At 65.7% G+C, this 21,077-nt stretch carries 21 protein-coding genes and 1 tRNA gene; 13 read left to right on the plus strand and 9 right to left on the minus strand.

Features of this window, described 5'->3' with window-relative positions; all coding sequences use genetic code 11:
• Positions 1 to 213: 213 nt before the first annotated feature.
• On the minus strand, positions 214 to 483 hold the full coding sequence (rpsT, locus tag IEQ11_RS08785; protein ID WP_036113822.1) for a 30S ribosomal protein S20: 270 nt from the start codon (positions 481 to 483) through the stop codon (positions 214 to 216).
• 137 nt (positions 484 to 620) lie between these two features.
• Here rpsT and murJ point away from each other — a divergent pair, with 137 nt between their 5' ends.
• From murJ to IEQ11_RS08815, 6 genes are all read left to right on the plus strand, one after another.
• Positions 621 to 2,249, plus strand: coding sequence for a murein biosynthesis integral membrane protein MurJ (gene murJ, locus IEQ11_RS08790; RefSeq protein ID WP_096414131.1), 1,629 nt, complete (start codon positions 621 to 623; stop codon positions 2,247 to 2,249).
• Positions 2,250 to 2,413: 164 nt separating this feature from the next.
• Entirely contained in the window at positions 2,414 to 3,400 is a 987-nt protein-coding gene (locus IEQ11_RS08795; RefSeq protein WP_191822829.1) for a bifunctional riboflavin kinase/FAD synthetase, read from the plus strand.
• A gap of 86 nt (positions 3,401 to 3,486) precedes the next feature.
• On the plus strand, positions 3,487 to 6,300 hold the full coding sequence (gene ileS / locus IEQ11_RS08800) for an isoleucine--tRNA ligase (RefSeq protein WP_228464859.1): 2,814 nt from the start codon (positions 3,487 to 3,489) through the stop codon (positions 6,298 to 6,300).
• Positions 6,301 to 6,396: 96 nt separating this feature from the next.
• Positions 6,397 to 6,909 carry a signal peptidase II gene (lspA, locus tag IEQ11_RS08805; protein WP_191822836.1) on the plus strand — a complete coding sequence of 171 codons (513 nt, stop codon included), beginning with the start codon at positions 6,397 to 6,399 and terminating at the stop codon, positions 6,907 to 6,909.
• A gap of 121 nt (positions 6,910 to 7,030) precedes the next feature.
• Positions 7,031 to 7,981, plus strand: a complete 951-nt coding sequence (gene ispH / locus IEQ11_RS08810) for a 4-hydroxy-3-methylbut-2-enyl diphosphate reductase (RefSeq protein ID WP_036113812.1) — start codon at positions 7,031 to 7,033, stop codon at positions 7,979 to 7,981.
• A 77-nt stretch (positions 7,982 to 8,058) separates the two neighbouring features.
• Positions 8,059 to 8,134 (plus strand) — tRNA-Thr (locus IEQ11_RS08815).
• A gap of 255 nt (positions 8,135 to 8,389) precedes the next feature.
• Here the strand turns inward: IEQ11_RS08815 and IEQ11_RS08820 are convergent.
• Entirely contained in the window at positions 8,390 to 9,046 is a 657-nt protein-coding gene (locus IEQ11_RS08820; RefSeq protein WP_191822831.1) for a hypothetical protein, read from the minus strand.
• Positions 9,047 to 9,057: 11 nt separating this feature from the next.
• Between IEQ11_RS08820 and IEQ11_RS08825 the strand changes: the two genes are divergently transcribed.
• The 6 genes from IEQ11_RS08825 to IEQ11_RS08845 all read left to right on the plus strand — a co-directional run bounded on the left by IEQ11_RS08825 (position 9,058) and on the right by IEQ11_RS08845 (position 13,825).
• Positions 9,058 to 9,903, plus strand: a complete 846-nt coding sequence (locus IEQ11_RS08825; protein WP_228464853.1) for an LOTUS domain-containing protein — start codon at positions 9,058 to 9,060, stop codon at positions 9,901 to 9,903.
• A 162-nt stretch (positions 9,904 to 10,065) separates the two neighbouring features.
• Complete coding sequence (locus tag IEQ11_RS25980) at positions 10,066 to 10,266, plus strand: RebB family R body protein (protein ID WP_425494666.1); 201 nt, start codon at positions 10,066 to 10,068, stop codon at positions 10,264 to 10,266.
• An 8-nt stretch (positions 10,267 to 10,274) separates the two neighbouring features.
• Entirely contained in the window at positions 10,275 to 10,490 is a 216-nt protein-coding gene (locus tag IEQ11_RS08830; RefSeq protein ID WP_191822833.1) for a hypothetical protein, read from the plus strand.
• Positions 10,491 to 10,790: 300 nt separating this feature from the next.
• Positions 10,791 to 11,078: a hypothetical protein gene (locus IEQ11_RS08835; protein WP_148650303.1), complete on the plus strand. Its 288-nt coding sequence runs from the start codon at positions 10,791 to 10,793 to the stop codon at positions 11,076 to 11,078.
• A 600-nt stretch (positions 11,079 to 11,678) separates the two neighbouring features.
• Positions 11,679 to 13,091 (plus strand): DNA repair protein RadA, encoded by a 1,413-nt coding sequence (gene radA / locus IEQ11_RS08840; RefSeq protein WP_036113938.1) that lies wholly within the window; start codon positions 11,679 to 11,681, stop codon positions 13,089 to 13,091.
• 125 nt (positions 13,092 to 13,216) lie between these two features.
• Positions 13,217 to 13,825, plus strand: coding sequence for a hypothetical protein (locus IEQ11_RS08845; protein WP_191822834.1), 609 nt, complete (start codon positions 13,217 to 13,219; stop codon positions 13,823 to 13,825).
• Positions 13,826 to 14,252: 427 nt separating this feature from the next.
• Here IEQ11_RS08845 and IEQ11_RS08850 read toward each other — a convergent pair whose 3' ends face one another.
• The 4 genes from IEQ11_RS08850 to IEQ11_RS08865 form a co-directional block, all read right to left on the minus strand.
• Positions 14,253 to 14,681: a glutaredoxin family protein gene (locus tag IEQ11_RS08850; RefSeq protein ID WP_052756164.1), complete on the minus strand. Its 429-nt coding sequence runs from the start codon at positions 14,679 to 14,681 to the stop codon at positions 14,253 to 14,255.
• 77 nt (positions 14,682 to 14,758) lie between these two features.
• On the minus strand, positions 14,759 to 14,980 hold the full coding sequence (locus IEQ11_RS08855) for a hypothetical protein (RefSeq protein ID WP_046656193.1): 222 nt from the start codon (positions 14,978 to 14,980) through the stop codon (positions 14,759 to 14,761).
• A 268-nt stretch (positions 14,981 to 15,248) separates the two neighbouring features.
• Positions 15,249 to 15,458 carry a hypothetical protein gene (locus tag IEQ11_RS08860; protein ID WP_096414138.1) on the minus strand — a complete coding sequence of 70 codons (210 nt, stop codon included), beginning with the start codon at positions 15,456 to 15,458 and terminating at the stop codon, positions 15,249 to 15,251.
• A gap of 48 nt (positions 15,459 to 15,506) precedes the next feature.
• Complete coding sequence (locus IEQ11_RS08865) at positions 15,507 to 15,719, minus strand: hypothetical protein (RefSeq protein ID WP_046656196.1); 213 nt, start codon at positions 15,717 to 15,719, stop codon at positions 15,507 to 15,509.
• Between the two features lie 348 nt (positions 15,720 to 16,067).
• On the opposite strand from IEQ11_RS08865, the gene IEQ11_RS08870 reads away from it, so the two are divergent.
• A complete protein-coding gene (locus IEQ11_RS08870; protein WP_200899821.1) occupies positions 16,068 to 17,792 on the plus strand; it encodes a hydrogenase maturation protein in 1,725 nt (574 codons plus the stop codon).
• A gap of 125 nt (positions 17,793 to 17,917) precedes the next feature.
• Here IEQ11_RS08870 and IEQ11_RS08875 read toward each other — a convergent pair whose 3' ends face one another.
• From IEQ11_RS08875 to IEQ11_RS08885, 3 genes are all read right to left on the minus strand, one after another.
• Positions 17,918 to 18,292 carry a hypothetical protein gene (locus IEQ11_RS08875; protein WP_247024770.1) on the minus strand — a complete coding sequence of 125 codons (375 nt, stop codon included), beginning with the start codon at positions 18,290 to 18,292 and terminating at the stop codon, positions 17,918 to 17,920.
• 425 nt (positions 18,293 to 18,717) lie between these two features.
• Complete coding sequence (locus IEQ11_RS08880) at positions 18,718 to 18,936, minus strand: hypothetical protein (protein WP_148650305.1); 219 nt, start codon at positions 18,934 to 18,936, stop codon at positions 18,718 to 18,720.
• 274 nt (positions 18,937 to 19,210) lie between these two features.
• Positions 19,211 to 20,785 (minus strand): DHA2 family efflux MFS transporter permease subunit, encoded by a 1,575-nt coding sequence (locus IEQ11_RS08885; protein WP_096414139.1) that lies wholly within the window; start codon positions 20,783 to 20,785, stop codon positions 19,211 to 19,213.
• Between the last annotated feature and the right edge of the window lie 292 nt (positions 20,786 to 21,077).

The following is a 21,077-nucleotide window of genomic DNA, read 5'->3' on the forward strand; positions in this document are numbered from 1 at the left end:
CGCGTCGACTTCAAGCTGACTTCACCGGTCGCCTCGATGATGCGCGGCATGCCCTGCGCGCGCGCCAGCGACCGTGTGTCCGCCGATGTCTTTCGCGGCGATGGCTTCGGCGAGGTTTCCCTTCGCCCAAACAAAAGCCCGGCCGAAGCCGGGCTTTTGCATGTCGCCGCGAACGATCTTGCAATCGTGCGCGACGCTATGTCGTCGCAAGACTCAGGCCGCGGCCAGCGCCTTGATGCGGGCCGACAGGCGGCTCTTGTGACGGGCGGCCTTGTTCTTGTGGATCAGGCCACGGGAGCTGAAACGGTCGAGGATCGGCTGAGCGACGTCGAACGCGGACTTGGCACTCGCGGCGTCGTTCTCGCCGAGGGCCTTCAGCACCTTCTTGACGGCGGTACGCAGCATCGAACGCTGGCTGGCGTTGCGGGCGTTACGCACGACAGTCTGCTTGGCGCGCTTCTTGGCGGACTTGATGTTTGCCACGGTGGATTCCTGGAATTTTGGTTGAAAGCGTTAATGGAACTGGACGAAGAGATGCTGCTAGAAACGAAATTACGGAAAATCAGACCGAAAAGTATGGCCGATTCAGTGGGTTGCGTCAACTGGCTGGGGACGCGCCGATGAGCAAGGGCGGTTTGCTGCGTTCATCGGTGATTTTCAGCGCCATGACCCTGATTTCCCGGGTCACCGGCCTGGTCCGCGATCAGGTCTACGCCTGGCAGTTCGGCGCCAGCCCGGCCATGGACGCGTTCTTCATCGCGTTCAGGATTCCGAACTTCATGCGCCGGATCTCCGCCGAGGGCTCGTTCTCGATGGCGTTCGTGCCGGTGCTGGCCGAGTACAAGGAAAAACAGGACCACGCCGCGGTCAAGGCGCTGGTCGACCGGGTCACCGGCACCCTGATGGCCGCGCTGCTGGCGATGACCGCGGCGGTGGTGATCGCCGCGCCGTGGATCATGCAGTTGTTCGCGCCGGGCTGGGACCCGTTGAGCGAGCAATACGCGCTGGCGACGCAGATGCTGCGGATCACCTTCCCGTACGCCTTGTTCATTTCGCTGGCCTCGCTGGCCGGCGGCATCCTCAACAGCTACGAGAAATTCGCGATTCCGGCCTTGTCGCCGGTGCTGCTGAACGTGTCGATGATCGCCGCGGCGGCGTGTGCGACCCCGCTGATGGAGCCGCTGAACCTCAATCCGGTGCTGGCCCTGGCCTGGGGCGTGTTCTTCGCCGGCATCCTGCAACTGGCGTTCCAGTTGCCGGCGCTGAAAAAGCTCGGCCTGTTGCCGCGGCCGCGCTGGGGCGGGGCGCATCCGGGCGTGCGCAAGATCATGCGGCTGATGGTGCCGACCCTGTTCGGCTCGTCGGTGGCGCAGGTCAATCTGCTGCTGAACACCGCGCTGGCTTCGTTCCTGATCGTCGGCAGCGTGAGCTGGCTGTACCTGACCGACCGTCTGCTCGAATTCCCGCTGGGCATGTTCGGGGTGGCGATCGGCACGGTGATCCTGCCGCATCTGTCCAAGCGCCATGCCGCGACCGATGTCGAGGGCTATTCCAAGGGCCTGGATTGGGGCTTCCGCCTGTGCCTGCTGATCGGTATTCCGGCCTGCCTGGGCCTGGTGCTGTGCGCCGAAGCCTTGATCGCGGCTTTGTTCCAGTACGGCAAGCTGACCCCCAACGACACCGCGATGATCCGCCTGAGCCTGATGGCGCAGTCGACCGCGGTGCCGGCCTTCTTGCTGGTGAAAGTGCTGGCGCCGGCGTTCTATTCGCGCCAGGACACCAAGACCCCGGTCAAGTCGGCGGTGGTGTCGGTGGTGGTCAACCTGGTCGCGACGGTGGCCCTGCTGCTGGCGGCGTTGTACCTGACCGATGTCGGCCGGGCCGCGTTGGCGCGCACCGGCGACCTGCGCGAAGCGCTCGGCGAAGTGCCCGGCGCGCATGCCTGTCTGGCGCTGGCGATCGCGATCGCCGGCTGGACCAACGCGCTGCAACTGGCCTGGTATCTGCGCCGGGCCAAGGTCTATCGGCGCCAGCCCGGCTGGGGCCGGTTCCTGCGTCAGATCGCGGTCGCCAGCGTGGCGATGGCGGCGGTGGTGCTGAGCCTGCTGTGGCTGTGGCAGGGCTGGACCGGCTGGCCGTGGTGGGAGCGTCTGCTCAAGCTGGCGGTGGTGGTCGGCGCCGGTGGCGCGGTCTACGGCGCGGCGCTGTGGCTGCAGGGCATCCGTCCGCGCGATCTGCGCGGGCATTGACGGCCGGGCCGCGCGGCAAACGCGAGGCCCGGCGGTCGCCATCGCCACGGCAACGGCATCGAACCGGCGGGGTTGGATGCCGTTGAGACGCGCGCGCGGCGGCTATACTTCCTTATTCATCCTTTCAGCAGGCCCGGCCCGTCCGGGTTTCCATTACCGACCCAATGAGCAGGCTGTTTCGTGACGTCGAGGGCGGGCCGCGGTGCCCGCACGGCAGTGTGGTCTGCATCGGCGCCTTCGATGGCCTGCATCTCGGGCATCGCGCGCTGGTGCGCCATACGGTGGAGCGCGCTCGCGCGCTGGATCTGCCCGCGGTGGCGCTGAGTTTCGAGCCCTTGCCGCGCGAATTCTTCGCCCCGCAGGCGCCGCCGCCGCGGTTGCTGTTGCCGCGGGCCAAGGCCGAAGGGCTGCTGGCGCTGGACGCCGATCAGGTCGGCCTGCTGCGTTTCAACGGCCGGCTCAGCGGACTGAGCGCGGAGGATTTCGTGCAGCGCGTGCTGGTCGAGCGGCTGGCCGCGCGCGAGGTCTGGGTCGGCCCGGAATTCCGTTTCGGCAAGGCGCGCGGCGGCGACATCGCGCTGCTGCGCCGGCTCGGCGAACAGGCCGGTTTCAGCGCGCACGAAATCGAACCGGTGCATCTGGACGGGCAGCGCGTATCGAGCACGCGCATTCGCGAAGCGCTGCTGGCCGGCGATTTCGCCAGCGCCGGGCGCTTGCTCGGCCGGCGTTACGCGATCGGCGGCCACGTCGTGCATGGCAAGCAACTCGGCCGCACCCTGGGCTTTCCGACCGCCAATCTGCGTTTCGGCGGCAAGACCCCGGCCTTGTCCGGGATCTACGCGACCTGGGTTCACGGCATCGGCGAGCAGCCGCGCGCCTCGGTGTCGAGCCTGGGCACGCGTCCGACCGTCGCCGGCGTGGAACCGCTGCTCGAAGCGCATCTGTTCGATTTCGACGGCGACCTGTACGGTCGCCGCATCGAGGTCGAATTCGTCGCCCATCTGCGCGCCGAACTCAAGTTCCCCGATCTGGATTCACTGACCGTGCAAATGCATCGCGACGCCGAACAGGCGCGCGAACTGCTGCAACTCGATCCGCGACGCCCGACCGCGTCGCCAGCCCTGGGCGCCGACGCGACCCAAACTGCCTGAGACCCGCTGTGACCAACGATTCGAGCCAATCCGCACCCGCCAATCCGTACAAGGCCACCCTGCTGCTGCCGGCCACCGATTTCCCGATGCGCGGCGATCTGCCCAAGCGCGAGCCGGAAACCCTGGCGCGCTGGGAGAGCGAGGGCCTGTACCAGCGAATTCGCGAGAAGGTCGGTCAACGCGAGCGCAGCTTCATCCTGCACGACGGCCCGCCGTATGCGAACGGCGAGATCCACATCGGCCATGCGCTCAACAAGGTGCTCAAGGACATCGTGGTCAAGTCCAAGCTGCTGGCCGGCTTCGACGCGCCCTACGTGCCGGGCTGGGATTGCCACGGCCTGCCGATCGAGACCAAGGTCGAGAAGGCCTACGGCAAGGTCGGCGACAAGCTCGACGCCGCCCAGTTCCGCGCCAAGTGCCGCGAATACGCCGCCAGCCAGGTCGACCTGCAGCGCCGCGATTTCAAGCGCCTGGGCGTGATCGGCGATTGGGAAAATCCGTACCTGACCATGGATTTCCGCTACGAGGCGGACATCATCCGTTCGCTGGCGAAGATCGTCGAGCGCGGCCATCTGGTGCGCGGCTCCAAGCCGGTGCATTGGTGCTTCGATTGCGGCTCGGCGCTGGCCGAGGCGGAGATCGAATACCAGGACAAGGAATCGACCCAGATCGACGTGGGCTATGTCGCCAAGCATGCGCGCGGGCTCGCGGCGCTGTTCGGCGCGGCGATCGACGACGACACCCTGATCGCGATGCCGATCTGGACCACCACGCCGTGGACGCTGCCGGCCAGCCTGTCGGTGACGGTCGGTCCCGAATTCGATTACGTGCTGGTCGAAGGCCCCAAGCGCGCCGACGGCGGACGTCGCCTGCTGGTGATCGCCGAATCGCTGGCCGAGAAGGCGCTCAAGCGCTACGGCGTCGATGAAGTAGTGGTGCATGGCCGCGCGCGCGGCGTCGAACTCGAAGGCCAGCGCCTGCAGCATCCGTTCTACGCCGAACGCGAACTGCCGGTGCTGGTCGACAGCTACGTGTCGGCCGAGGACGGCACCGGCATCGTCCACAACGCGCCCGGCCACGGCCAGGAAGACTATGCGGTCGGCCTGAAGTACGGCCTGCTCGATCAGTACACCGCGGCGCAGATCAATCCGGTCGACGGACGCGGCCTGTACCTGCCGTCGACGCCGCCGGCCGATCAGCACACCCTGGCCGGCGTGCATATCTTCAAGGTCGATCCGATCATCCTCGAGGTGTTGAAGGCGCACGACGTGCTGCTGGCTTCGGGCCGGCTCAAGCACAGCTACCCGCATTGCTGGCGGCACAAGTCGCCGGTGGTGTTCCGCGCCACGCCGCAGTGGTTCATCTCGATGGAGAAGGCCGGCCTGCGCCGCGACGCGCTGGCCGCGATCGGCGGCGTCACCTGGATCCCGGGCTGGGGCGAGGCGCGCATCTACAACATGATCGAGAGCCGCCCGGACTGGACGATCTCGCGCCAGCGTTACTGGGGCGTGCCGATCGCGCTGTTCTTCAGCCGCGAAACCGGCGAGCCGCATCCGCGCTCGGTCGAGATCATGCGTCAGGTCGCCGATGTGGTCGAACGCGAAGGCGTCGACGCCTGGTACGCGATGACCGCCGAACAACTGCTCGGCGACGAAGCCGCGCAGTACGAAAAGGCCACCGACATTCTCGATGTGTGGTTCGACTCGGGCGTCAGCCACGAATGCGTGCTCGCGCAGCGTCCACAGGATGGGCTGCGCAAGCCGGCCGACCTGTACCTGGAAGGCTCCGACCAGCATCGCGGCTGGTTCCACAGCGCGCTGCTCAGCGGCGTGGCGATGGACGGCGCGGCGCCGTACCGGCAGGTGCTGACCCACGGCTTCACTGTCGACGAAAACGGCAAGAAGCAGTCCAAGTCGCTCGGCAACGTGGTGGTGCCGCAGACCGTGATCGACGCGATGGGCGCCGACGTGCTGCGCCTGTGGGTCGCCTCGACCGACTTCAGCGCCGAAATGTCGGTGTCCGACAAGATCCTCAAGCAAAACGGCGAGGGCTACCGCCGCATCCGCAACACCGCGCGCTTCCTGCTCGGCAACCTGAGCGGGTTCGACCCGGCGCGCGATCTGGTCGCATTGGACGACATGGTCGCGCTCGATCGCTGGATCGTGCATCGCGCCGCCGAACTGCAGGACCGCATCGCCTCGGCGTATGAGCGTTACGACTTCGCCGAAATCGTGCAGCTGCTGAGCAACTTCTGCAGCGTCGACCTGGGCTCGTTGTACCTCGACGTGACCAAGGACCGCCTGTACACGATGCAGGAGAACTCGCGCGGCCGACGTTCGGCGCAGAGCGCGATGTACCGCATCGCCGAAGCCTTCGTGCGCTGGATCGCGCCGATCCTGAGCTACACCGCCGACGAAATGTGGCGGCATCTGCCGGCCGGCACCGACAGCGGTCCGCGCGAGGGCAATGTGCTGTTCGCGACCTGGTACGACGGCCTGGCCCTGTTGCCGCCCGACGCGGCCTTGTCGCCCGAAGACTTCAAGCGGCTGCTGGCGCTGCGCGACGACGTGGCCAAGACCCTGGAACCGATGCGCGCGGCCGGCCAGATCGGCGCCGCGCTCGAGGCCGAGATCTCGCTGCGCTGCGGCGTCGCCGATCAGAACTGGCTGGCGCCGCTGGCCGACGAACTGCGTTTCCTGTTCATCAGCGGCGACGTCGAAGTGATCGCCGACGACGCGATCCAGGACATCGCCGTGCTCGCGGTCAAGACCGGCAAGCGCAAGTGCGTGCGCTGCTGGCATTACCGCGCCGACATCGGCGTCAGCGCCGAGCATCCGGACCTGTGCGGCCGCTGCGTCGACAACATCGCCGGCGAGGGCGAGGACCGTCGCTGGTTCTGATGCCTTGATCGCTGCGTGCGGCATCGCGCCGCGCGCAGCGATCCGCTTCTCGCGCCATCCCTTTCGCAAGTACAGATCCGAGCCACGATGACCGATATCGCAAGCAAACCCGGCCGCAACGCGCTGCCCTGGCTGATCGTCTCGGTCGTGGTGATCGCACTCGACCAGCTCAGCAAGGCCTGGGTGCTGGCCTCGCTGCCCGAGTACACCGCGGTGCCGGTGATCGACGGCGTGTGGAACTGGTATCGCAGCTACAACACCGGCGCGGCCTTCAGCTTCCTCAGCGACGCCGGCGGCTGGCAGAAGTATTTCTTCCTGGTGCTCGCGGTCGGGATCAGCGGCCTGCTGGCCACCTGGCTGGCGCGCACCGAGCGCGGCGACTGGAAGACCGCGCTGCCGTACGCGCTGGTGATCGGCGGGGCGATCGGCAACGTCATCGACCGCATGGTCCACGGCCACGTGGTCGACTTCATCCAGTGGTACTGGCGCGATTACCACTGGCCCTCGTTCAACATCGCCGACTCGGCGATCGTGGCCGGGGCGGTCGGGATCGCGGTGTATGGGCTGTTCAGCGGCAAGTCTGAGGAACGTTCGAGGCCCGGTGGATGAGGGCAGGAACGAGTTCAGAGGAGTGAGGAGTGAGTTAAAGCGGCTTTTTACTCATTTTTCACTCCTCTGAACTCATTTCTCCGCATCAGCCAGCCGTCCACCACGAGAGTACAATCCCCCCATGGACGTCCTGCTCGCCAACCCCCGCGGCTTCTGCGCCGGCGTCGATCGCGCGATCGAAATCGTCAAGCGCGCCATCGAAACCCTCGGCGCGCCGATCTACGTGCGCCACGAAGTCGTGCATAACCGTTTCGTCGTCGACGACCTCAAGCGTCGCGGCGCTATCTTCGTCGAGGAACTCGACGAGGTCCCCGACGGCGCGACCGTGATCTTCAGCGCCCACGGCGTGTCCAAGGCGGTGCGTCAGGAAGCCGAACGGCGCGCGCTCAAGGTGTTCGACGCGACCTGTCCGCTGGTCACCAAGGTGCATCTGGAAGTCTCGCGCCACTGCCGCGCCGGCCGCGACGTGATCCTGATCGGCCACGAAGGCCACCCCGAGGTCGAAGGCACCATGGGCCAGTGGCGGCGCGAAGCCGGCACCGGCCGCATCTACCTGGTCGAGGACGCCGCGGACGTCGCCGCCCTGCAGGTGGATCAGCCGGAAAACCTGGCCTACACCACCCAGACGACCCTGTCGGTGGACGACACCCGCAGCGTGATCGAGGCCATGCGCGCCAAGTTCCCGGCGATCCAGGGCCCGCGCCACGACGACATCTGCTACGCCACCCAGAACCGCCAGGACGCCGTACGCGAACTGGCCGCGCAGTGCGACCTGGTGCTGGTGGTGGGCTCGATCAACAGCTCCAACTCCAACCGCCTGCGCGAGCTGTCCGAGCGCGAGGGCGTGGAAGCCCACCTGATCGACGGCGCGGTCGAAATCGACCCCGAGTGGGTGCGCGGCCGCAAGCGCATCGGCGTCACCGCCGGCGCCTCCGCGCCCGAGGTGCTGGTGCGCGGGGTGATCGACCGCCTGCACGAACTGGGCGCCCAGGGCGTGCGCGAACTCGAGGGCGAGCGCGAAGACATGGTCTTCGCCCTGCCCAAGGAACTGCGCCTGCAGCTGGTCGGCTGAGCATTGGTCGGCTGAGCCCGCGCCGGACCGGATCGAATTGACCGCCCGGCCCCGTCCCGCCTAGAATTGCCGTCCTCGCCGGAATAGCTCAGTTGGTAGAGCGGCGCATTCGTAATGCGTAGGTCGTAGGTTCGATTCCTATTTCCGGCACCACGTAACCCCGAGAAGAAACAACCGCCCGGCCACCGATCCAACGGCCGGCAAGCTTCCCGGAAAAGAAAGGCCTCGCATCCGCGAGGCCTTTTTGTTTTTGTTTGCCGCTCAACCGCTTCCGCTCACCCCATCGCGCCGCACTCGCCTCGCGCACACGACAACACCTCGCCCAACCTCGTCAGCGACGTTCCACCACGCGCCGCGATGCCCGCGCACCGATCATTCGCCGACCTGACCAGACTTAAGGCGAGGTCCTCAAGGCGAGGCCTTGGTTTCGATCTTCTCGTACCCCGGCAAGTAATACCCGCCGCCGCCATCCGTCCCCGTCAGTGTCCGGCCTTTGCACGCGTACCGTTTCTCGTTGTACGAGTAATTGGTCTGGATGTAGCCGCGTTCCTCGTCGCGGCTGCGGATCTGCGCGCCAACTCGCGAGGAATAGGTCGCTTGCTCCGGGCCGGCTTCGACCACGCCGTCGGTTTCCACCAGCATCTGTCGAGTCACGCCTGGGCGGATTTCCTCGGGTGTGTCGGTAGCGGTGGCCAGGTCGCCGCGATGCAATTCCTGCAGATGCGCCTTGCAGGCGGCGAAGTCGGCGAAGTCGCGTGGCGGTACCGGCATGCCGGGCAGGTGGCCGCTAGCTTGCGCGGCGCTTGTCGCCAGGAACAGCGCGATCAGCGCGACGCGCGCGCCGATTGCTCGCGTGCCGATGCGAACGGCGGCGTACAAATAACGTTCTTCCATAACCATCGTTCCCGGTTCGACAGGCGCGTGCGCACCGCTTGGCCTGCAATGTAACTCCGACGCGACGCCAATGCATGCCTCTGGCCGGATGCGAGTAAAGCGCCGCGGTATTAAAGCCCCTGGTGCCGGTTGCGACGGCCCTGAGGTAGAGTCGGCGCGGGAATAGCGCATCGGGTTCGGGGATGGACGAGCATACGGATATCGCGGCGGCGCAATGGGAAGTCCAGCGATGGTTGGGGCGCTGCGTGCTGGTGCTGCAGCAATACGAAGGTTTGATGAAGAGCGTCATTGCCCACCATGAGCTCTCAGGTCCCGCGTCCGAGCTTTCACGGCTAAAGCAGACGCGCGTCGAGGCAGTGGCGGCGAATACGCTAGGTCAATCTGTGGGCAAGTTTGTCGGTTCATTTCTGGTCAACGGCGACCGTGCTTCGGTGGAGCCGGCCATCTGTTCTGGAACGAGCGATGTCGTTTCGATCAGCTTTCGAATCAATGTGTCCATGTCCGAAACGGATTACGTCCAGACTCAAGCCTCATTGAAGGAACTTGTCGACCTGCGCAATGGGCTTGTGCATCACTTCATCGAGCGCTTCGACCTGTGGTCCATCGAAGGGTGTGAAAAAGCGCGCGCTTATTTACAGGGGGTGTATGCGCGCATCGTCGAGCATTTCGAGCAACTGCGTGTCTTCGCCGGTGACATGAAAGAAGCGGTGGATCAGGCGATATCCTTCATGCAGTCAGACGCGGGCATCGATTTATTCGTCAACGGAATTTCTCCCGATGGACAAATTCGCTGGCCCACCTCCGGTATCGTGCGAGCATTGCGCGATGCGGCGCATGCGTTGGCCATTGATGGTTGGACCGCGCTCGTCGCCGCGAAGTCTTGGCTCGCTGAACATCATCCAGAGCAACAGCCCGTCAAGTACCGCTGCCGCAGTTGGCCGCAGGTATTGCACGAGTCGCGGTGCTTCGAATTGCGTTATCGCATCGCTGAGGATGGCGCGCGTATAGCCTGGTTCAGGCCAAGGTAGCAACGACTTCAGTCCCGCGTGTCGCGCATGGCCACGCTGAGGCTTGATCCGCGTAATGCTCGTGAGAGCTGCCGCTCCGCATCGAATTCGATCGTTGGTTCGTATGGCGCAGTCGTGCTCGGATAAACGCTCGGCCGGCTTTCATTGCCTGCCGTGCAAGCCATGCCCATATCCAGGAGCGCCGTTGCGACCAAGCCGGTTACCGTCAACGATAAAGTCGTGGATTCAGTCACCATCACCAGCGGCAAAGTGCTGGTAGAAGCACCGAGCATGGCGTTGGGGTCGATCTTCCAAAGGCAGGCGCATTCCCTCGGCATAGTGCATGCGAATGCCCCGTCGCGTAGCAACAGCGGAACACCGTAGCCCTAGCGGTGGTGCACCGCTGCGTCACCCAACTTATCGATATCGGCCGGCCGCTGACTGCATCGGTTGCGGCATCGGCGAAGACCGACACGTCATCCGTCGACCTGACCGCCGCGCTCAGCCGCCTGGCCGATGCGATGGGCGATGCGCGCGATCGTCCCGATGACGCGGATCAGGCCCCGGTCTTTACCCAGTTGCTGGCCGAGATACAAAGCCCGGTTTGACGGCGATTCGATGATGCGATCGCGCCAGGATCATGTTGCGTCGCAGCGAAAGGCGTCGGGCGCGATCGGGATTTCACGCGTGCCGATGCGTGAATCCGGCCTCTCGGTCGCAGGCCTTGCGACCGTCGCTGTGCAAACTGTGCTCAATGCGGCGCTTGTCATCCGCGTGCATAGAACGTGAACCCACACTGCGCATCGGCGGCGTCTTCACCAATCCGCCATCCCTTTTTCACTATTTTTTATCGGGCCGGTCGCCACCATGCGCCGGCTTGCGGATCAACAGCGAAGGCACTGACGAAAATGCGCGTAGACGTATTCGTGGTAGGGAACGAGGAAGGGTATGTGGTGGCGCCGGCGGACAGCTGGCTGCCGCTGGACGAAATGAAGGCGCTCGGCGCGCTGCGCTTCGGCTGGACCATCGATACCGCGATGGCCATGCCGAAGCTGGACTGGCATGCGATCGCCAAGGACATCGACGCGCGCGGCTACAGCATCGTGGCCAGCGACGATGTCGGCGGGCTGCTGGCGCAGCCGCAGCAGACGCTGTATGCGATCTATCCCGAGCAGCATCGGCCGATTGCGGCGTGATGGCTGGCATCTAGGGTGCGCCGACGCCAGCGAGGCGGCGGGCCTGGCGTTCCGCGGAAATTATCTTGGTCATAAGCCGCGATGGTGGACTCGGCCTGCACGGCAGGCGTGTTTCACGATCGCGGCTTATCCGATGGTTTGAACGGATGCGACGCGGCTTCGGTGCGTGCCTGCGCAGGTCGGTTCGCGGTCTGGCCAAAGCCCTGTAGGAGCGGCGTGAGCCGCGATCGCGACCTCTCACCCACGACGGCAAGCCTGTTTCGCGGTCGCGGCTTGCGCCGCTCCTACAGGTAGCGGGCGAGGAGCGGCGGTGGCTGATGGCCGACTTTGCCGCGATCACGTACTCGCATTTCGCACGATGCAGCGGTTGCTCGGTGGCCCCCTGTAGGAGCGGCGCGAGCCGCGACCGCGACCTGTCGCCCACGACGCAAGCCTGTTTCGCGGTCGCGGCTCGCGCCGCTCCTACAGGTAGCCGAAAGGGGATAGCCGCGACTCGTGGTCGGACTTTGCCGCGATCGGCGGCGGCGTCTCGCACGATGCGACCGGCAGCCGCTACAGTGCGGTTCCGTTCCGTTCGCAGTGCCCGCACCCGTGTCCAATCTGTCCAAATCCCCCGGCAAGTCCGCCGCGTCCAAGGCCCGCACCGCCTACGTGTGCTCCGAATGCGGCGCCGATTACAGCAAGTGGCAAGGGCAGTGCGGCGAGTGCGGGGCCTGGAACACGCTCAGCGAGTTCGTGGTCGAGCCGGCCGCCAAGGCCGGGGCGGGTGGGGTCGCGGCCAGTCGCCGCAGCAGTTGGGCCGGGCGCGCCGACGCGCCGGCGGTGACCGCGCTCAAGGACGTCAGCCACAGCGAGGAGTCGCGGGTCAGCACCGGCATCGGCGAATTCGACCGGGTGCTCGGCGGCGGTCTCGTGCATGGCGCAGTGGTGCTGGTCGGCGGCGACCCGGGCATCGGCAAGTCGACCCTGCTGTTGCAGGCGATCACCCGCATGGCCCAGACCTTGCCCGGCCTGTACGTGACCGGCGAGGAATCGCTGTCGCAGGTCGCCGGCCGCGCCTCGCGCCTGGGCTTGCCGCTGGACGGCGTGCATGCGCTGGCCGAGACCGGGGTCGAACGCATTCTCGAACACGCCTCACGGATGAAGCCGGCGCTGATCGTCGCCGACTCGGTGCAGACCTTGTGGACCGAACAACTCGCCGCCGCGCCGGGCTCGGTCAGCCAGGTGCGCGAGAGCGCGGCGCGGTTGGTGCGTTACGCCAAGGAGACCGGCACGGCCGTGTTCCTGGTCGGTCACGTCACCAAGGAAGGCGGCATCGCCGGCCCGCGCGTGCTCGAGCACATGGTCGACGCGGTGCTGTATTTCGAAGGCGAGAGCGGCAGCCGCTTCCGCGTGCTGCGCGCGTTCAAGAACCGCTTCGGCGCGGTCAACGAGCTCGGCGTGTTCGCGATGAGCGACAAGGGCTTGCGCGAAGTGCCCAACCCGTCGGCGATCTTCCTGTCCGGCAGCCGCAGCCCGCAGCCGGGCAGTTGCGTGATGGTGACCCGCGAAGGCACCCGGCCGCTGTTGGTCGAAGTGCAGGCGCTGGTCGATTCCTCGCCGCTGTCGAACCCGCGCCGGGTCGCGGTCGGCATGGAACAGAACCGCCTGGCGATGTTGCTGGCGGTGCTGCATCGGCATGGCGGCATCTCGGTCGGCGACCAGGACGTGTTCGTCAACGTGGTCGGCGGCATCCGCGTGCAGGAAACCGCGGTCGACCTGCCGCTGCTGCTGGCGGTGCTGTCGTCGCTGCGCGATCAGCCGCTGGCCGAGCAGACCGTGGCGTTCGGCGAGGTCGGCCTGTCGGGCGAGATCCGCCCGGTGCCCAACGGCGAGGATCGTTTGAAAGAGGCCGCGACCCATGGTTTCAAGCGTGCCATCGTGCCCAAGGGCAATGCGCCGCGCGGCGGCAAGATCGGCGAGATGGAAGTGATCGCGGTCGAGCGCTTGTCGGAAGCGCTGGAGGCGGCGTGATCGGGCTGAGCGCGCTCAATGCAGGATGGCCGGTTCGGCGCCACGTTACGGCCGATGGCGCCTGCGCAAGCGAAACCACGATGCGGCCGCGAAGATCCTCGACCGGCACGGGGCGGTAAGCGCGAATGTTGAATCTTTCGCCGCGCGAACCGGGCGCCGCGCCGACGACGACGGGCCGTGCGTTCGCGCGCTGGGTCTCGATCGCGCTGCATCCGTTCGCGGTTTTCATCGCGCTGACCCTGGTCAGCGTGCGGATGCTCGCGCCGCAGGCGCTGGGGCATGCGTTGATCGGTGTGTCGGCGGCGGTGCTGGCGTGCTGGGCGTTCGTGCTGCAGCGGCGCCGGGCCGGGCATTGGTCGACGGTCGATGCGTCCAAGGCCAGCGAGCGGCCGCTGTTGTACGCGGTGCTGCTGGCGATTCTGGCGATCTGTTGGTGGTGGATGCGCGGACAGGCGGCGCCGCTGGCGCAGGGCATCGTCGCGGTCGCGGCGATGCTGGTGGCGGCGGCGGTGCTCAATCGCTGGATCAAGCTGTCGCTGCATATGGCCAGCCTGGCGTTCGCGGCGGTGTCGTTGTTGGCGTTGTGGCGGGTGGCCGGGATCGCGGCCGCCTGCGCGTTGCCGCTGCTGGCCTGGGCGCGCTTGCGCATGGCGCGGCATGCGCCGGCCGAGGTGATCGGCGGCACGGTGTTGGGGGCGTTGTTCGCGTTGGCGCTGCGGGTGTGGGCGGGGTGAATCGGTGTCGCAGGCAGGTTAGCCGATTGCAAGTCGATGCCGAATTGCATGGCGACTTTGATTGCGCTGCAGGAAGTCTGTGTGGGAAGGCTTCAGTCCCGACACTTTTCGCTCAGGCGCCGGCGAACGTCCCATCTATCTGATCGAAGACCGTCGGGGCTGAAGCCCCTCCCACAAAAGACTTCGTGGCGTTCGATCAGGTTGTTTCCACAACCGCGATTCGACCCAGGCTCGCAAGCTTGTTGTCGGTCGACATTCAACGAACGACCGGCGTCGCGTTGGAACGCAGCGCCGGTCGTGGAGTTGGCTCGGCCCAATCCGGTCTTGCTGGATGCAGCAAGACCGGATCGTGAAAGCCGATAGAAACGATGCAGGTCCGATAAGACCTGAAAACGCGGTGGGACCCGAAAGCTCCGGAAAACCCGCGTTACGCCGCCGGCTTGCCCGCCTTGGCATGCGCATTGAGCAGTTCGACCAACTTGGCTTCGTCAAAGCCCTGCATGCTCTTGTCGCCGATGTAGATCACCGGGACGCTGTTGATCTTCAAGCCGTCGGCTTCCTTGCGCGCGGTCTTGTCCTTGTCGATCACGCGCTCGACGAAGCGCACGTTCTGCTTTTCCAGCAGCGCCTTGGCCTTCACGCAGAACGGGCAGGTCGACAGGGTGTACATCACCACTTCGCCGCCGCTGGCCTTGGCGTTGGCGTACACCGCCGAGTAGTCGCCTTGCGTCACTTGCGCGCCGCCACCGCCGCCGCCGATCAGTCCGCTGTTGCGGACCAGATAGCCCGCGCCTACGCCCAGGCCCAAGGCCAGGGCCACGACCAGGATGGTGGTCAGGATCGACTTGAAATTCATTCCTTGTCCTCTTTGAGTGGTGCGCCATGAATCATCGCGACCGCCCGTGCCAGGCGGTCGCGATGATGGAATCGGGTTCAGCCCCGGCAGCCGCAGCGGTTGACGCAGGCCTGGCGTTCGCGGAAGCACGCGGTTCCGCCGCCTTCGGCGCGGCATTGTTCGAAGATCGCGATGCAATCGTCCCAGCAGCGGGCGCATTCTTCGGGCGTGCCGCCGCTGGAGAAGGCGCTGAGCGACATCGCCAGGCCGAAGCAGAACGCGGCGCCGATCGACAGCCGGCGCGTGGTTAGTCTCAACATCACTGTTCCTCCTTGTGCCCGTCACTGGGCCGCTAGGGTTATATCACCGGCGCGGTGCCGGGCCACTGCTGTGAAGTCATGGCGGATGTGACCGGCGTTGCGGAATCCGGCGCCGCGGGTCGATGCGACGGCGCTTGCGAAGTCGCCCGGGTGTCGTCGGCGGTGCGGCCATGCATGCGGACTGCCGGTTCGCTGCACTGCGGCACGAATCTGCGCGATTGCGCGAGGTCCGGAGGAGCCTGCGCTCCTCCGGATGCGCCCGATCGGATCAGGGAATCGGACAGCCGCAGATATTGCCGCAGAAGTTGAAATTCTCCTGGCACACGCTGGCCGGTTGTCCCGACGCGCGACAGGCGCGGCGCTCGGCGAAGCAGCCGTCCCAGCAGTCCGCGCAGCTTGCCGCGAATGCGTTCATCGAAAAGGCCAGGCCGAAACAGAAGGCGACGGTGGCGGAAATGCGGTTGCGCTTATCGAACATGGCGATGCTCTCCTTTGATGGATCGGTGACGATCGGTTATCGGCGGTATCACGGAATCTGGCAGCCGCAGCGACGCCCGCAGGCGTTGTAGTTGGCCGTGCACACCGACGGCGGGTTGCCCGCCGCGCGGCAGATCTGACGTTGGGCGAAGCAGCCTTGCCAGCACTCTTCGCAGGTGGCGGCGAACGCGCTCATCGAAAATGCGAGGCCGAAACAGAACGCACAGGCGGCCATTACGCGGTTGCTCTTGCTGATCGACATCAGACTTCTCCTTGGTCTGGTGACACCCACGCTCGTCATGAGCGCGTGGCGATGGACGCCGATGCGATGCGCGAGGCCTGCGTCCAGAGGCGCCGCGATGGGCGATGCATCGTGCCGCGAGCATGCCCGGCTTGCGTCGGCGGCTCGATCCAACGCAGTACAGCGCACTCAACGGCCACCGAAATCGGATTGGAATCGGCTGCGTTGACGGAACGGCGATAGCCGTCGAAGAAATGCAATTCCGCTGCGGTGCAGCAGGAATTTGTGATCTCCGCTCAGGTTTATGAACACGCCTTGGCACACATTCGAGGCCTTGGCCGTAACAACCTTCGTGACAAGGAGCGTGCGATGGCGCTGCGTATCCTGTTCCTGTGCACCGCCTACAACGGACTGGCGCAGCGCGCCTGGGCCGAGTTGAGCGAACTGGGCCACCAGATCGCGGTGCAGGTCGCTTCCGATGCGGACACCATGCGCGCCGCGGTCGCGCGCGAACGGCCGCAACTGATCGTCGCGCCGATGCTGAAGTCGGCGATCCCGGACGACATCTGGACCCGACACACCTGCCTGATCGTGCATCCGGGCATCGTCGGCGATCGCGGCCCCTCGTCATTGGACTGGGCGATCCTCGAAGGCGAACCCGATTGGGGCGTAACCGTGCTGCAGGCGGCGGCGGAAATGGACGCCGGCGACATCTGGGCCAGCGCCGGCTTCGCCATGCGCGGCGCGTCCAAGAGCCAGCTGTACCGGCACGAGGTCACCGACGCGGCGGTGCGCGCTTTGTTGCAGGCGGTGGAGCGCTTCGAATCCGGCGATTACCGACCGCAACCGCTGGACTACACGCGCGCCGACGTGCGCGGCCGTCTGCGCGCGAGCATGCGTCCGGCCGATCGCAGCCTGGACTGGGCGATGGACGACGCGACCTTGCTCGCGCGCATCCGCAGCGGCGACAGTTCGCCCGGCGCGCGCGGCGAAATCGCCGGCCTGCGCTGCCATGTGTTCGGCGCGCATGTCGAACCGTCGCTGCGCGGTCGCCCCGGCGAATTGCTCGGACAGCGCGACGGCGCGGTCTGCATCGCCACCGGCGACGGCGCGCTATGGCTCAGCCATCTGCGCGAGAAAGACGGAATCAAGCTGCCGGCGACGCGGGTGCTGGGCGAACAGCGCCTGCACGGCATCGTGGCGCGGGCGTCGAAACCGGCGACCTCGGTGGCCGGACGGCGCGACCACGGCTATCGGCAGATCCGTTACCGCGAAATCGGCGCGGTGGGTTATCTGCATTTCGATTTCTACAACGGCGCGATGTCGACTGCGCAATGCGATCGCCTGCGCACCGCGTTCCTGCAGGCGCGCCGGCGGCCGACCCGGACCATCGTGTTGATGGGCGGCAGTGATATCTGGTCCAACGGCATCCACCTCAACACCATCCAGGCGGCGGCCGACCCAGCGCTGGAATCGTGGCGCAACATCCTGGCGATGAATGCCTTGGTGCGCGAGATCGTGCTGACCGATTCGCATCTGGTGATCTCGGCGATGCAGGGCAACTCGGGCGCGGGCGGGGTGATCCTCGCGCTGGCCGCCGACCAGGTGTGGGCGCGACGCGGCGCGGTCATGAACCCGCATTACAAGGGCATGGGCGGCTTGTACGGTTCGGAGTATTGGACCTATCTGCTGCCGCGCCGCGTCGGCGAGACGCTGGCGCAGGAACTGACCGAAGGCCTGCGCCCGATTGGCACCGCCGGCGCCGAGCGCATCGGCCTGATCGACGCCGCTTTCGGCGCCAGCGGCGCGGATTTCGTCGCCCACGTCGAACAGCGCGCCGAGCGCGCGTCCGATCCGGCCAGCGTGCGCAAGGCGCTGGCGAGCAAGCGTCGGCGCCGCGCGATCGACGAGCGTCGCAAGCCGTTGGAGAGTTATGGGGCGGAGGAGTTGGCGCATATGTATCGCAACTTCTTCGGGACCGATCGCAGTTATCACGAGGCGCGGCATCGGTTCGTCCACAAGTGTTGTGTGGCGCCGAGTTGTGAAGTTGCGCCGGTCGAGGCGGTGGTCGATCGGGATCGGGCTACCGCCTGAGGCGAATCGGTCGATTCTGGAATCGATTTAGATCTCGATGCCAGTCGAGGTCTTGCTTTGCCATGACTGTGACTGTGCTGTGGCTTGGCCTGTCCAGCTTTTGCTCAAGCCTAAATTCGCGCAGTTCACCCAGCGCTGCGAAGCCCCTGACTCGCGTTAGCAAAAGCACACCCGTAGGGCGGCGTGCAGGATGCACGCCGTGCGCCACCGGGACATGGATGTCCCGTGTGGCGCATGCCTGCGTCAGCACCGATCTTGCGGGCACTTGATTCACAAAAAAGCATTTTTCTTTGGTTACCTTTCTTTTGTTGCTTTAGACAAAAGAAAGTGACCCGCCGCTTCAGCGGCGGAACGCTTTTGATCCTGCTTGCAGCTTTAAAGGCTTCAAAGCTTTTTTGAAGCTCCAGAGCTTTTGAAGCCAGAGGCAAGATCAACAGCTTTCGTCCGCAAGCGGCCGAGTTACTTTCTTTTGTCAAAAGCGACAAAAGAAAGGTAACCAAAGAAAAACGCTTTTTTGTGAATCAAGGGCCCGCAAGATCGTTGCCGACGCGGGCATGCGCCACACGAGACATCCTGTCTCGGTGGCGCACGGCGCACATCCATGTGCGCCGCCCTACGGGTGTCCTTTTGTTCTCGCGAGTTACAAGCCTCGCAGCGCTGGATGAACTGCGCGGCTTCAAGCGAAAGCGGCATGGCCTACCTGTAGGAGCGGCGCAAGCCGCGACCGTGGAAATACAACTACGAGGTGAGCCACGACGCTGTCGAAATGCCGCGGTCGCGGCTTGCGCCGCTCCTACAGGCGGGCCATGGCGCCGCGCTGTCTCGTGCCCAGCTTGGCTGATGATGTCGGGAATCAGGCGAAGGACAACCGCCAAAGCGAAGCCAACGCCAAGCGCTGGCCACGCCCTCGATCATCCTGTCGCGATCAGGGAATTTCGCAACCACAGGAGATGCCGCAGGACCGATAGGTCGTGCCGCAGGTGTACTCATTGCCGACCACCTGCATGCACTCGGCGTACTCGATCTCGCAGGTACGCCAGCACTGGTCGCATGATCCGCCGGCCGTCGCGCTCAGCGACAACGCAAAGCCGAAACACGCCGCGACCAGTGCGCCGATGCCGAGCTTCCTTGATTTCCTGCTCATGATGTCGTCCTCATCGCCCCGGAGCGGGGCGCGTGCATCATGCGAAGCATCGCGTATCCGGGTCAATGCGCCGGCGAGGGGCGTGCGACGACGACGCGCACGGACGAGCGGGGCGTGTGCGCGAAAAGCATCGGGCCTGGAAGTCCCCACAAGAGACCTCGTCGACGCGAAGTGCCCTGCAGGGGCTTGCAGGCCCGATGTTGTCTGGTCTGATGCGACGGACCCCGCATCCGATCCCGATCCGACCGAACCGGGATCGAACGCCGCGCCAGGATCAGTGCCCGCCCGCCGCCGCCGCGCCGCCGCCCGCCTTGGCGCTGAACGGGGGTTTGGCGAACCACACGAACACGGTCACCACCAGGAACAGGATGCCGATCAGATGCAGCATCTCGTTGAAGCCGAGCTGCGCGGCCTGCTGCGAAATCATCTGGTTCAAGGCCAGCGCGCCACGGGTGGCGTCGCCGTTGCCGAGCGTGTTGACGGTCTGCTGGATCGCCGGATCGTTGGCGGCGATGTGTTCGGTCAATTGCGCGTGGTGGATGGTGCTGCGCTGGCTCCAGGCCCAGGTGGTCAGCGAGGCGGCGAAGCTGCCGCCGAGCGTTCGCACGAAGGTGGCAAGGCCGGAGCCCGCGGCGATCTCGTGCGGCTCAAGATCGGACAGCAGGATCGTCAACACCGGCATGAAGAACAGCGCCACGCCCAGGCCTTGCCACAGCTGCACCATGGCGACGTGGTGGAAGTCGACGTCGAGGTTGAAACCCGATCGTATGAAGCTGGTGAAGGCCATCACGATGAAGGCGGCGCTGGCGACCAGGCGTAGGTCGAAGCGCGCCGCGTACAGGCCCACGAACGGCGTCAGCAAGACCGGCAATATGCCGATCGGCGCGGTCGCCAGGCCCGCCCAGATCGAGGTGTAGCCCAGATTGCGTTGCAGCCACAGCGGCACCAGCAGGCTGATCGAGAAGAACGCCGCATAGGCCAGCACCATCGCCGCGGTGCCGGCGGCGAAGTTGCGGTGACGGAACAGGCGCAGGTTGACGATCGGATCGCGCTCGGTCAGTTCCCAGATCACGAACACGGTCAGCGCGACCACCGCGACGAGGGTCAGCACCACGATCTTGGTCGAGTTGAACCAGTCTTCGTCGTTGCCCAGGTCGAGCATGATCTGCAGCGCGGCCACGCCGAGCACCAGCATCGCCAGGCCCATGTAGTCCATCTTCGGGTTTTCCAGCCGCTCCGGCCGGCCGCGCAGCTGATTGCCGACCACCAGGCAGGCGAAGATGCCGATGGGGATGTTGATGAAGAAGATCCATTCCCAGCTGTAGTTGTCGGTGATCCAGCCGCCGAGAATCGGGCCGGCGATTGGCGCGACCACGGTCACCATCGCCAGCAAGGCGATGGCCTGTCCGCGTTTATGCGGTGGGTAGATCGAAATCAGCAGCGCCTGGGTGACCGGGTACATCGGTCCGGCGACGAAACCCTGCAACGCTCGCGCGGTGACCAGCAGGCCCATGGAGTTGGCCAGGCCGCACAGGAACGAGGCGATCACGAACAGCATCGTCGCCCACATGAACAACCGGCGTTCGCCGAACTTGCGGGTGAAGAAACCCGTCAACGGCAGCGCGATGGCGTTGCTGACCGCGAACGAGGTGATCACCCAGGTCGCCTGGCTGCTGCTGCCGCCGAGGTTGCCGGAGATGGTCGGCAAGGACACGTTGGCGATGGTGGTGTCGAGCACCTGCATGAACGAGGCGAGCGCGAGGCCCAGCGTGGTCAATGCGAGATTGGGTGGCCGGAAGCCGGCTTGCGGCGCGGGCGCGGCGGCGGCATTGGCGGTGGTGGCGGACATCGATCGGCCTGTCGGTTCGGGTGAGCCGCGCGTGGGCGCGGAACCAAGAGCGGAGGTGAAGCCTTCCGGTCCCCGTCATTGCGGCTTGCGCCGCAATGACGGTTTCGGAGTTCGCGCTGCATCGCGGGGGGAGGGGAGGCGGCGCGCAAAGCGCGGCCGCTTCGAAACGATGCAGGACGAACGACAGACGAAGAACGACGTGGGGGAGGTGCTTCGTCTTTGCTGCGCGGTGTCGCTGAAACGATTGAATCGGATAAAGCCGAAATCGGTGGAACTCAAACCGGTGAAACGG

The organism is Lysobacter capsici (assembly GCF_014779555.2).
GTDB classification, from domain to species: Bacteria; Pseudomonadota; Gammaproteobacteria; order Xanthomonadales; family Xanthomonadaceae; genus Lysobacter; species Lysobacter capsici.

Excerpts from the sequence above, each read along its gene's own strand:
- IEQ11_RS08795 (WP_191822829.1), top strand. The coding sequence starts at position 2,414 with ATGAGCAGGCTGTTTCGTGACGTCGAGGGCGGGCCGCGGTGCCCGCAC.
- IEQ11_RS25980 (WP_425494666.1), top strand. The coding sequence starts at position 10,066 with ATGCCCATATCCAGGAGCGCCGTTGCGACCAAGCCGGTTACCGTCAAC.
- IEQ11_RS08880 (WP_148650305.1), bottom strand. The coding sequence starts at position 18,936 with ATGAGCAGGAAATCAAGGAAGCTCGGCATCGGCGCACTGGTCGCGGCG.
- IEQ11_RS08860 (WP_096414138.1), bottom strand. The coding sequence starts at position 15,458 with ATGTTCGATAAGCGCAACCGCATTTCCGCCACCGTCGCCTTCTGTTTC.
- IEQ11_RS08835 (WP_148650303.1), top strand. The coding sequence starts at position 10,791 with ATGCGCGTAGACGTATTCGTGGTAGGGAACGAGGAAGGGTATGTGGTG.
- IEQ11_RS08870 (WP_200899821.1), top strand. The coding sequence starts at position 16,068 with ATGGCGCTGCGTATCCTGTTCCTGTGCACCGCCTACAACGGACTGGCG.
- IEQ11_RS08850 (WP_052756164.1), bottom strand. The coding sequence starts at position 14,681 with ATGAATTTCAAGTCGATCCTGACCACCATCCTGGTCGTGGCCCTGGCC.
- IEQ11_RS08865 (WP_046656196.1), bottom strand. The coding sequence starts at position 15,719 with ATGTCGATCAGCAAGAGCAACCGCGTAATGGCCGCCTGTGCGTTCTGT.
- IEQ11_RS08885 (WP_096414139.1), bottom strand. The coding sequence starts at position 20,785 with ATGTCCGCCACCACCGCCAATGCCGCCGCCGCGCCCGCGCCGCAAGCC.
- IEQ11_RS08855 (WP_046656193.1), bottom strand. The coding sequence starts at position 14,980 with ATGTTGAGACTAACCACGCGCCGGCTGTCGATCGGCGCCGCGTTCTGC.
- IEQ11_RS08820 (WP_191822831.1), bottom strand. The coding sequence starts at position 9,046 with ATGCGCTATTCCCGCGCCGACTCTACCTCAGGGCCGTCGCAACCGGCA.
- IEQ11_RS08845 (WP_191822834.1), top strand. The coding sequence starts at position 13,217 with ATGTTGAATCTTTCGCCGCGCGAACCGGGCGCCGCGCCGACGACGACG.
- ispH (WP_036113812.1), top strand. The coding sequence starts at position 7,031 with ATGGACGTCCTGCTCGCCAACCCCCGCGGCTTCTGCGCCGGCGTCGAT.
- ileS (WP_228464859.1), top strand. The coding sequence starts at position 3,487 with ATGCGCGGCGATCTGCCCAAGCGCGAGCCGGAAACCCTGGCGCGCTGG.
- IEQ11_RS08825 (WP_228464853.1), top strand. The coding sequence starts at position 9,058 with ATGGACGAGCATACGGATATCGCGGCGGCGCAATGGGAAGTCCAGCGA.
- murJ (WP_096414131.1), top strand. The coding sequence starts at position 621 with ATGAGCAAGGGCGGTTTGCTGCGTTCATCGGTGATTTTCAGCGCCATG.